At 34.4% G+C, this 11,246-nt stretch carries 9 protein-coding genes; 4 read left to right on the top strand and 5 right to left on the bottom strand.

The annotated features are described in order from the left end of the window. Positions 1-46: 46 nt before the first annotated feature. The 5 genes from BUB80_RS10970 to BUB80_RS10950 all read right to left on the bottom strand — a co-directional run bounded on the left by BUB80_RS10970 (position 47) and on the right by BUB80_RS10950 (position 6,985). Complete coding sequence (locus BUB80_RS10970; RefSeq protein WP_073292975.1) at positions 47-718, bottom strand: HAD-IA family hydrolase; 672 nt, start codon at positions 716-718, stop codon at positions 47-49. A 5-nt stretch (positions 719-723) separates the two neighbouring features. After that, positions 724-1,878 carry a TIGR03364 family FAD-dependent oxidoreductase gene (locus tag BUB80_RS10965; protein ID WP_073292974.1) on the bottom strand — a complete coding sequence of 385 codons (1,155 nt, stop codon included), beginning with the start codon at positions 1,876-1,878 and terminating at the stop codon, positions 724-726. Between the two features lie 12 nt (positions 1,879-1,890). Next, a complete protein-coding gene (locus BUB80_RS10960; RefSeq protein WP_073292973.1) occupies positions 1,891-3,192 on the bottom strand; it encodes a DUF5690 family protein in 1,302 nt (433 codons plus the stop codon). A gap of 10 nt (positions 3,193-3,202) precedes the next feature. After that, a complete protein-coding gene (locus BUB80_RS10955) occupies positions 3,203-6,028 on the bottom strand; it encodes a TonB-dependent receptor (protein WP_073292972.1) in 2,826 nt (941 codons plus the stop codon). 381 nt (positions 6,029-6,409) lie between these two features. Further along, positions 6,410-6,985, bottom strand: coding sequence for a helix-turn-helix domain-containing protein (locus tag BUB80_RS10950; RefSeq protein WP_054512570.1), 576 nt, complete (start codon positions 6,983-6,985; stop codon positions 6,410-6,412). 245 nt (positions 6,986-7,230) lie between these two features. On the opposite strand from BUB80_RS10950, the gene BUB80_RS10945 reads away from it, so the two are divergent. The 4 genes from BUB80_RS10945 to BUB80_RS10930 all read left to right on the top strand — a co-directional run bounded on the left by BUB80_RS10945 (position 7,231) and on the right by BUB80_RS10930 (position 11,030). Then, entirely contained in the window at positions 7,231-7,938 is a 708-nt protein-coding gene (locus BUB80_RS10945) for a response regulator transcription factor (protein ID WP_073292970.1), read from the top strand. 4 nt (positions 7,939-7,942) lie between these two features. Then, on the top strand, positions 7,943-9,346 hold the full coding sequence (locus tag BUB80_RS10940; RefSeq protein ID WP_073292969.1) for a sensor histidine kinase: 1,404 nt from the start codon (positions 7,943-7,945) through the stop codon (positions 9,344-9,346). Between the two features lie 319 nt (positions 9,347-9,665). Then, positions 9,666-10,160: a hypothetical protein gene (locus BUB80_RS10935; protein ID WP_073292968.1), complete on the top strand. Its 495-nt coding sequence runs from the start codon at positions 9,666-9,668 to the stop codon at positions 10,158-10,160. A 30-nt stretch (positions 10,161-10,190) separates the two neighbouring features. Continuing rightward, the gene (locus BUB80_RS10930) at positions 10,191-11,030 is read left to right on the top strand and encodes a YoaK family protein (RefSeq protein WP_073292967.1); all 840 of its coding nucleotides are present in this window, start codon (positions 10,191-10,193) and stop codon (positions 11,028-11,030) included. Positions 11,031-11,246 lie beyond the last annotated feature (216 nt).

Below are 11,246 nucleotides of genomic sequence, written 5' to 3'. Positions count from 1 at the left end.
GCTAAATCAAAAAAGAGGCTGAATAAGTAAACTTAGTTTGAAAGAATTAGCAAAGAATTTCTTCAGCCTCAGATAAAGTGTTGAAAATATAATCGGGTTTGGATTTTTCAAGTTCGGCTCTGTTTTGCGCCCCTGAAAGAACAGCGATGGTCAGTCCGCAGCCTGCATTTTTACCTTCTTCAATATCAATAACAGAATCGCCTGCTTTTAATACTCTTTCGGCATCATTAATATTAAACTTCTTCATTGCAAGATGGATCATTTCGGGGCTTGGGCGACTTTCTGAAACATCATTGGCTGTAATTAAAACATCATAATGAATGTTCTCTTTCCAGCCCAGTTTATCTATAAGCAGTTGCGCTATTTCGGAAGTATATCCCGTATTCAAGGCTACTTTCTTGTTTTTAGATCTCATTTTCAGCAAGAATTCCTCAACTCCAATAATGGGTTTTACCTCTAGGTTTTGATAAGCATCTTTTAATTGGTCTGAAAAGTTTTCAAAAATGGGCAATGCATCCTCTTCATTTCCTTCAATCTTTTTTAATAAACTGCTGATGGCTTCCAGTTTTTCCATTCCCGCACAGGTGGATAAGACTTTTTCTAAAGAAACCTGATAGCCATAATCATTCACGGCATTTGTTAATGTTTTGTATACTACATTGTCTTCATTGATCGTAGTTCCAGCCATATCCAGAACCAATAATTCTATATTCTTCATTTATTTTAAGTGTAAATTTTATCGATGTTAAATTTTGAGAAGCCGCCGCTTCCGGTCATTCCTTTGCCTCCAATTCCTGTTACGATGTGGATGTTTGGGGAAGGATTATGTTCGAAAATATCTTTCGTTTTGCATTGAGAATAGATTCCAAACCAACGCCTCTGGATTTCGTAAGTGGGCAGGTCTATAATTTTTTTTGCTTCGTTGATCATGAATTCATCAATTTCCATATTCAGATCATATCCTAAATTGTCAGAATCTTTTGCGTCGGCATATTCATGAGAATCTCCTAAAATTATAGAGCCGTCCAGCGCTTGTTTGAATAAAATATGAACCCCGAATTTTTTCTCAAAAGAATTGGGGTCTTCCATTGATTTGATCTTTTCGAAAGAAGCACATTCTTCAAACGCTTCATATCTTCTAATGGATAATCCGGTAAGAATATTTCCCTGTAAAGAATAAATTCCCTGTGGTTTTGTCTGTAGCATTTGAAGTTTACTTACTTCAAGATCACTTTCGTTAAAAACGGTTGGATAGAGGGTCTTAAACTCATGTCCGCCACAGATAATAATTTTAGCAGCATTGAATTCTGTTCCATCTGAAGTAACGGCGGTGCATTCACGATCATCTTCATATGTTTCCAGAACGGTGGTGTTGTAGAATATTTTTAGGTTGAATTTTTCCTTTAAAAGAGCGTGCAGTTTTAAGATCATCTCGGCAGAATCTACCGACAATTCTTGTGGGAAAAATAATCCGCCTTTGCAATAATCTGAACGAAGGCCGTCAAATTTATTAATGCATTCACTTTTTGATAAAAGAACAGATTCATAGCTGTTATTTTTATTGATCTCGTATAATTCTTTGATCAACTGCATTTCTTCGTCATTGGAAGCAATGTACACCGAACCGTTTTTTCTTATGGTTAAATTGGTTTGCTCCTGAAGTTCATTATAAATTGCTAAACTTTCTCTTCCGAAGTTTTGCCATTTAAGATCCATTCCGGAAGGAACAACCTGACCGAAATTTCTTACGGTAGCCCCCTGAGGCAGAGAATTCTTTTCTAATAAAGCTACGCTAAGACCTCTTTTTAAGGCATGATAGGCGTGGAATGTTCCTAGAATTCCACCTCCTACAACAATTAAATCGAATTTTGTTGTCATTGTTACTGTAATTTATATACTTTCCGACGTGTCGAAATTGATGTATGGTTGATTGTTAATTTTATTTTTTCTTGATTTTCTTCTGAATGCGATAAAGGCAATAAGAGAAGAAACTAATGCGATGACCACGATGATGTAGTTGAGTTTGATATAAAAATTGAGCCATGAGGTTTGGGAAGATCCGAAGTTCTTATAAAGCAGAATCAAAACACTTCCCAGATACCCAAAAGAATCTACAAAATAGATGAGAAATCCCACGTTTCCTTTGATGTTAAAGGCGGCAATCATTCGGTCAAAATAAATTCCGTTGAAGGGGATGTAGCATAAATACATTCCAAAACCCGAAAGAACCATCCATGGAAAAGGCGATAATAAGTTGTTTTCAAATAGATAGGTTGAAAATCCGACGGTTAATATTCCTCCGAAAAGGATGTAATGATAATAAGCAAAGGCTTTTTTGTTGTTCTTCACTTTTACCATAAAACTCAGGATTAAAAGCACCATGATCGCAATTGGAACTTCCGTTAAGGTAAAAACTGAACTGTCAAATTTGATATGTAAATTATCCCAGATCTCACGGTTGAAATTATCTCTGAAATCTCTTAAGATTGTCAAGCTCACGTATAAAAAGGTGATACAAAGCATCGGTACAAAAAACTGCTTGATGATTTTTTTTCTTTCTGTGGTGTTGAGTGGTCGTCTTTTATTTTTTAAAGCAATATCTTCTTCCGTTGGCTTTGGAAGCTTCTCTAACATGAATCCGAAGATCAATAAGGGAATTACGAAGAGTAATCCGGCAGAAAACGGCATCCAGAATTCTGAAATATTAAAGGTGTCCATTAAAAACTTTCCGACAGATTTTGTAAATCCTGAAGAAACCACAAAGCTTGAGCATAAAAACAAACCAATGATCTCTGTTGTTTTTCTTCCTTCGATGTAGGAAAATACAATTCCCCAGATCATACCCAGCGGAATTCCATTAATAAACATAAAGATGATGTTGTAAGGAGCGGGAACAACTGCAAAACCTAACAAAGCCAATTCGGCAACAGCAATAAAAGTGAATAAATAGAAGATTCTTTTCTCGGGTTTTAATTCTGAAATAAATTTAATTCCGATAAATTTTGAGATAAAATAGCCCATTACCTGAGCAATGATGATCAACACTTTATAATCAACACCGAGATAAGAAAGACCTTCGAAAGAAGCTACTGTAAAAGGTTTTCTAAAACCGTACATGCAAAAGTAGACCCCAAAAGCAGCGAATGCCGCTTTTAGAGTTACTCCTGTTTTTTTATTATTACTTTCTGCCATGGTGATGAGGTTAGAAATTAAGTTTTATACCCAAATTGCATCGTACGCCATAGTATTCAACCTGCTCCGGACGTGTTTCATCTTTTCCGAAATGATAGATCAAAGGCTTGTTCAGAATGTTATTCACGTCTGCGTAGAGTAGCAGATATTTTGTGAATTGATACGATGTTCCGAAGTCTAAGCTGCTGTATTTTCCGTAGTAAGAATCGTTGATATCTTCTTCTGCATATTCTACAGCATATTTCCCTTTATAATTGTAAGCCAATCTTGCATTGAATCCTTTTTTCTCAAAGAAAATCTGGATGTTGTATAATTCTTTTGCCTGATACGGAAGCTTTACTTTTCTTCCGCTTGGTTTTTCCATCTCAGAATTCATGAAAGTGGCATTCAGCTGTGTTCCGAAATACTGAAGAAAACCGGGTAAGAAATCGAATCTTCTGTTGATTCCCAATTCAATTCCGCTTAGCCAAGCTGCTTTTCCGTTGTTGGGAGCAGAGAATTGTACACCGCTATTTCCATTGTACGTACCGATGAAAGAATCTTGGAAGATCGGATCTGTGATTGATTTATAGAAAACACCACCACTCAAAATCCCTACATTAGAGAAGTAATATTCTCCCATTAAATCGAAGTTTAAAGAATAAGTAGGATTCAGATTTGGATTTCCTCCTATAAATTTATAATCTGCTTCAATGTAAGTTCCTCCAGGAGTTAAATCACCGAAATTGGGTCTTGAGAATGTTCTGGTTGCCGCAAAACGTAGATTGGTTTTGTCGTTTAAAGCATATTTAATGTGTAACATCGGTAAAACGGCAAGATAATTTTTGGTGTTTTCTACGGGTGTTAATACGTTATCCACCACATTATAACCTCTTACTTTGGTGTTTGTATTTGATAATCTGATTCCTCCTAAAATGGTCATCTGATCATTTACTTTATACGTTCCCATTCCATAAGCGTCTGCATGTTTTTCAAAAACATCGAAGTTTCTTCCTAACGCCTTGTTAAATTCAAGAGACTCTGAATCTGCAGGATTAATTTTTAAATTTCCTTGATTTTGAAACCAAAACTGATTCATTCCCGTTGTTGATAAAACAGGCCCGAAAGTATTCCCGATGTGGGCATTCATTTCGCTTAAATATTTTGTGCCGTTTGGCTGAGTGGTGATGAATTGACCAAAATCAGATAGATAAGGAGCAGAAGCATTGTTCCAGTTGTAAAAGATATCAGAAAATCTTGCATTACGTTCTTTATCCCTGTATTTGAAACCGTATTTTAAGGTCAGTTTATCAGAAGCGTTGATCTCATGATTAAAGGTGGCCACAATTTTATCTTTTTCATCAACAAAAACTTTGTAGAATTCTAAATCGGTGAATTTCATTTTAGAAGCGTCCATTTTGAAATTAGGATCGCTGTAAAAACCAAATAAGGCATCTGTATTTTTATAGTCTAATTTTCCGCCGTCTGCCTGCCAATAAGCTCTTGGTCCGTTTCCATGATCTGAAATATAATTGGGATTAATACCAACGCCAGATTGAGTGTATTTGATGACGTAATAAGAATTATTTTGCTTGTCCGGAATGTTCCCGTATTTGAATCTGTTGTCGTAATAGGATAGGTCCCAATCTATTTTTCCTTTGTTGAGATTATGAACGGCTCCTAAAGAAACAGATGTTAGTTCAGTGATAAGTTTATTGTGAATGTTCTGTAGCTCAACTCTTACCGTATTATCTGCCGCATTGAATTTATCAAACCTGATTCTGTGTTTGTAATGGGTTTCGTCATCAGCAAGTGTTCCATACATTCCTTTTAGATAAAATGTAGTTTTTGGAGATAAGACATATTCAAAAGCGGTATTGATTCCTGTAGTTTTTCTAACCCCGTTATAATCGCGAAGTTCAAGCCTGAAAACACCTTCGTCACCACTTCTTCTCGCTTCAAAATTATCTGTTGACCAGTTTCTTGTGAAGTGAGCCACATTAAAAAGGTAACCAAACTTTTTATCTTTTGTTCTTCCTCCGTAAAGTAGCCCCAAATTATATACTCCTTTATCAGCTTTTGCATTGTACCCGCTTCCTAACGTAATTTTCAGTTCAGGTTTCATCGGGGGAGTTTTGGTGATGAAATTTACACCGCCGCCAATTCCGTCTGCTTCCATATCGGGAGTGAAAGATTTATTAACATGAACGTAGGAAATCAATTCTGTTGGAAAGAAGTCGAAAGCTGTCGCTCTTGAGGTGGTCTCTTCTTCTGCGGTTGGAAGTCTGTTTCCATTGATGGTTGTAGAGGCCCAAAACGGGGGTAATCCTCTTAAAGAGACGAATCTTCCCTCTCCTTGGTCTCTTTCAATAGATACGCCCTGTACACGTTGTACGGTTTCTGCGGCGTTTCTGTCCGGTAGTTTTCCGATTCCGTCAGATGCAATGACATTGCTGATATTGATGGCATTTTTTTGAAGATTTAAAGCTCTTGCCTCTGTGTTTTTTAAGGTTCCGGTTACTATAACTTCATCAATGCTTTTGTGTTTTTGAGATAAATTAACAGTACCTAGGTCTTTAGTTTGTCCCGATACTAGATCTACATCTGTATCTTTAGTTTCATATCCTATATAGCTTATTTGCAAATGATATTGTCCGGTTTTTACATCACTGATGATGAATTTTCCGTCAACATCTGTGGTGGTAGTTTTAGAAGAGCCTTTTATTTTTATGGTGGCTCCGGGAAGTGGCTGGCTTTCATCCAGGACAACGCCTATAATAGATTGTTCTTGGGCTGATAGCAGCGTAATACAACAGACAAAAACAAGGATAAATAGTTTCTCAAATTTTGCTCGCATTTTACAAATATTAAATTTCTATTGCAAAACAAGCTAATAATTTTAATATATGTAATAATTTGAAGTTAAGTAATAATTAACAAATTCATTAAAATAAGACCAATATATTACTAGAGCTATTTTTAGGTAAATAATGTTTAAAAAGCTTTATATAGGAGTTTTTAATGGTTTTTATTAATTTAAAAGGAATAAATCATTAATAAAATTAATTAATAATCTGAGTGGCTTTTGATTAATTCTACGTTAATTTTGAAATGCTTCTAAAAATAAAAAGTTGAGTATTTGTAAACTTTTTATTTTAAAAAGGAAGATTGAAAAGGTTATAATTACCCAAAATAATAATGAGAAAACAATTAAAAGTTGTCTTATAGTAAAAAGTGATTAATGTTTATCGGAATAAAAATAAAGAACAAGCATAATGCAGCTTTCATTGCTGATGCTTACGGGAACGTGAGGGAATTTTCCATTGAAATATAAAGAGTCTCCTTCTTTTAGGATAATTTCTTCGTTATCGATTACATATTTTACTTCTCCCTTCAGAATGTATTTAAATTCCCAGGCATCGGTGATTACTTTTTCTCTTTTTGCGTGAGGTTCAATAGTTAACAAAACAGCTTCAAAACCTAATGAATGAAGACTTTTACTGAAAATATGCATATACTTGAAACCTTCTGCTTCAACTTCTTTTTCAATAACTTGTTGGTTCTCTTTAGGTAAATGAATGAACTTTGCATGAGATTTTTTCTCTACGCCTTCAAAAAAGTAGCTGGCATCAATTTCTAATGATTGAATAAGATCCAGAAGAACGGGAAGGGAAGGAATGGTTCTTCCATTTTCAATTCGGGAAATAAGTCCATTGCTTACATCTGCTCTGAGAGCCAATTCGTTAATGGTTAAATTATTTTTTTTTCTAATATCTTTTAATCTTTTTCCGACACCTATTAAAAAATCGTTCATAGTATTTAGAATTTAACCCGAATTGTTTTGAATGTTACTAATTGAGAACAAATTTAGTATTATTCTATAGAGTGTATGCTACGTTTAAAATCAATTAACTGAAATTTTTTATTGTTATTTTAAAATGTCAGAATCATTAAATGGAGTCCAAATAAGAAGATCTATCTTCTAAATCTGAGTTTCTTCCCACATCAGGCTTCCGGCTCAAAATAAAAAATGCTATTTTTGTGAAATTCGTTACTCTTATGAAAAAAATTATTCTGATCGAAGACGAAACCAGCGTAGTCTCTTTTATAAAAAAAGGACTTCAGGAAAAAGGCTATGAAATTTCTGTGGCCTTCGATGGCCGTACCGGAGTTCAATTGGTGCAGGCTAATGATTTTGATCTGGTAATTCTGGATATCATGCTGCCGGAGATGAACGGGTTGGATGTCTGTAAAGAAATCAGAAAAACGAATAAACACGTTCCTATTCTGTTTTTAACGGCGCTGGGAACATCCGAAAATATCGTTCTCGGGTTAGAAAATGGGGGAGATGATTATCTGGTAAAGCCATTTAAGTTTATTGAACTGGTAGCCCGCATAAAATCATTATTAAGGAGAAGTAATAATAGTCCGGCTCAGGAAATCGCAGAACCGGAGGTTGATAATGAGCACGTTTTTCAATTCTCGGATTTAATAGTGAACGATTATACTAAAAAGGTAACCCGTTCGGGAGAGGAGATTTCTCTTACTTCTACAGAATATAAATTACTGTTATACTTTCTTAATAATCCTGAAAAAGTGATTTCCAGAGCAGAAATTCTGGATGCGGTTTGGGGGGTAAACTATGAGTTGGGGACGAATGTTGTGGATGTTTACGTTAATTATTTACGGAAAAAGTTAGATCAGCAAGATGATAATAAATTAATACATACCGTGATAGGAATGGGGTATGTGTTGAAAAAGCCTTAATTGAATGTTTAATAGAGTTGTCACAAATCAAACCAAAACGATGGTACTTTTAATGCTGGTTTTTACCGCCATTATATTGTTGTTTAGTGGATTGGTTTATTTTTCTATTGTCAACTTTTCACATCAGAGATTTTATGAATTGCTGAAAATCCGTACGACAACTATTGTGCAGATTGAGAAAAGCAAAGACCATCTTGATCTTCCTGAAAATTATGTTCTGAACAGTTCAAATGACGAAGAACTTCCGATGGAAAAAGATTATGTTTTTGCGGTTCCAACGGATTCTAATTTCAAAAAAATTTCTCAAGAAGTACATATTCCGGATTATTTTTTCAAGAATATTATAAAAAGAGGTGAGGCTAATTATAATGATAAAGAGTTTTATTACATCGGGCAATCTTTTAAGTCTGATAATAAAGAATATATCGCCATTGCTTCTGCAAAAAATCATTATGTAGTTTATTATTTAGGTTTTCTAAAGAGAACGTTGATCGCTTGTGTTGTGCTTTCGTTGTTCTTTAGTATGATCTTTTCTTTTTATTTATCTAAAACCTTATTTAAGCCGATCTTAAAAATCACAGGAAAGGTAAAGGAAATCAGTTCTGAAAATCTTCATTTAAGACTGGAATCTCAGCCTGATAATAAAGAATTGAATGAGTTGGTAGATACCTTTAACGGAATGCTTAACCGTATTGAAACCTCATTTGAAACCCAAAATCATTTAATTGGAAATGTTTCCCATGAATTGAGAACGCCGCTTACTTCGATTATGGGAGAAGCAGATGTGGCGCTTTCTATCAATAGAACAGCCAATGAGTATAAAGAAACCTTAGAGATTATTTTAGATGAAGCCGAAAAATTAGATAAAAAGATCAAGGCTTTATTGATGATTGCCCAAACCGGTTTTGATGGTAAGGTGCAGAAAATGGATAAGGTAAGAATTGATCAGTTGCTTTGGGATGTTATTGAGACATTGCGAAAAATTGATGTTCGAAATAATATCTATCTGGATATAAGTATGTTGCCTGATAATCCTAAAAAATTAAAAGTTCAGGGTAATGAGCAGTTGTTGCATCTTGCGGTGGCCAATATTATTCAAAACGGATGTAAATATTCTAATTTTCAACAGGTAAAAGTGTCGTTAGGCGCTACGGATACAGATGTTTATATCATTATTAAAGATGACGGAATTGGTATTCCTGAAGAGGAAATGAATAAAATCTACGATCCTTTCTTTAGGGCGTCTAATACAAAAAATTACGAAGGCTACGGAATCGGGCTTCCTTTGGCAAGAAATATTGTCAGAATGCATCGTGGCGAACTCATCGTAAGTTCTCATGAAAACGAAGGAACGACTGTTCAGCTTCGTTTTCCTAATTTCTATAGTACTCAGCAGGATATTGTTTAATATTTTCCAAACGTTGGTTAAGCGCAAAGTTTATAAAACTAGTGTTTATTAAGGCGCAAGAAAATCAAAGATTTTCAGCAAGATTTACATTATCAATTTTATCGGAGATAAAATCGTTGCGCCCTAAAAACGGATTTACAAATTTATTTTGCGCCTTTGCGTTTAGCTAATTTCGCCTATGTTAACTCACCTTAACAATTTTCTAATCTCATTTTAATCTCTTTAATGACATTTTAATTCTATTCCAAAGAGCTTCTAATTTGGTCGCTATAGTTTTGTATTATCAAAAAAGATAAACACGAAACTAAATCATAAAGATATGACTAAAACGATTTTAATTGCCACGGATTACTCTCTAGAGTCTTTAAATATATTGAAAAAAGTACTAAAAGAGAAAGATGCAAAAGGGGATGAAACTCAATATAATATTTTGCTTGTATCGGGATATGAAATGGGAGATTCTATCAGAGATCTATTGTTTACAACCAAAAGCTCAATCTTCAATAAAATAAGGCCTCAGGAGTTTGTTGACGCCTATGGGATTATCAAAAATAAATACCCTCATTTAATTAGTAAAGTAGTCTGTGATATTTTCACGGGAAGCTTCCAAAGGACTTTTAATAATTATGTAAAAGCAGAAAATATAGAAGAAGCCTATTATTCTCCGGCTATTAAAAGCAAAGGGAACGGGAAATTCGACATTGCTTCTTACATCAAAAAATGCAAAGATCTGCAAACTCAGGAAATTACTATTGAGATTGCTAAAAGACTTCCGGAAAGAGGAAGGCTTGCAGAGGTCTTTGTTGAGGTTTAAAAAAACACACAACACTTTAAAAATTAAAAAATGTTAAGAAATTATAGTAACAGCAGGACATTGGGAGACAACATTAGGTTGGGGACGCTGACCGCCTTTACGGCAGGGACTATAAATATAGCATCTCTATTAATATTTCTCTCTTTTACCTCAAACGTAACAGGGCATTATGCCATCTTGGCGGCAGAAATAAGTAAAGGAAACTGGACGCAAGTTGCGGTAGTCGGAGGTTGGATATTTTTGTTCTTCTTGGGAGGCTTTGTTTCTAATTTTATTGTCATTAATTTCAATAAAAAGAGTAAATATTTTGCGCATTCAATGCCTATTGTATTAGAAATACTATGTCTATTGTTTGTGGGAGTTTATGGACAGTTTTTCTATCGGAAAACTTTAGAAGAAACAGAATTTTTGGTAGCATTAATGCTTTTTGCAACAGGTTTGCAGAATGGTTTAACAGCAAGTATATCAAACTTCTCTGTAAAAACAACTCACCTTACGGGAACAACAACGGATTTGGGAATACTTTTTTCCATGTTTACCCAGAAAAAATTTAGAAAAAACGGAGAACTGATTGCAAGGGCAAAATTACTAACAAGTATTATGTTTGCTTATGTTTTGGGAGCTGTTTTCTCAGGGTTAACGTATTATTACTTGGAGTTTAGAGTGTTCTATGTCATTAGTTTATGTCTTTTGATTGTCATTGGGTATGATATGTATAAAATCCATGTCCGACATTTCAAAACACGGTACAGATATAGTAAAATCTATAAAAAACCGAACCTTGTAGCTTATTTATATAACAAGATCCACGGGATTCCGGAAATAAAGGAAAAGAGACAAGAAAAAAGAAAACTTGTATTTGAAGATTAAGTACAAGAATAAATATAATAATATCAGTATTATTTTTTGTGTAAACTAGCTGTGAATCAACCCTCTATTTGTATAAGGCAACTAGAGGGTTGTTCTTTTGTAAAAAACTGATTATTGTAAAACACTGTTTAAAGAGCTTTACGGCAAGATTGTTGATTTGTTGATAATTAAATTTTAATTCACGGGTTTAATGTTTTTATTCCCGTTTTCATTGAC

The sequence above is a fragment of the Chryseobacterium polytrichastri genome (assembly GCF_900142445.1).
Taxonomy (GTDB): Bacteria; Bacteroidota; Bacteroidia; order Flavobacteriales; family Weeksellaceae; genus Chryseobacterium; species Chryseobacterium polytrichastri.
This window is presented reverse-complemented; position numbering and strand designations above follow the sequence as displayed.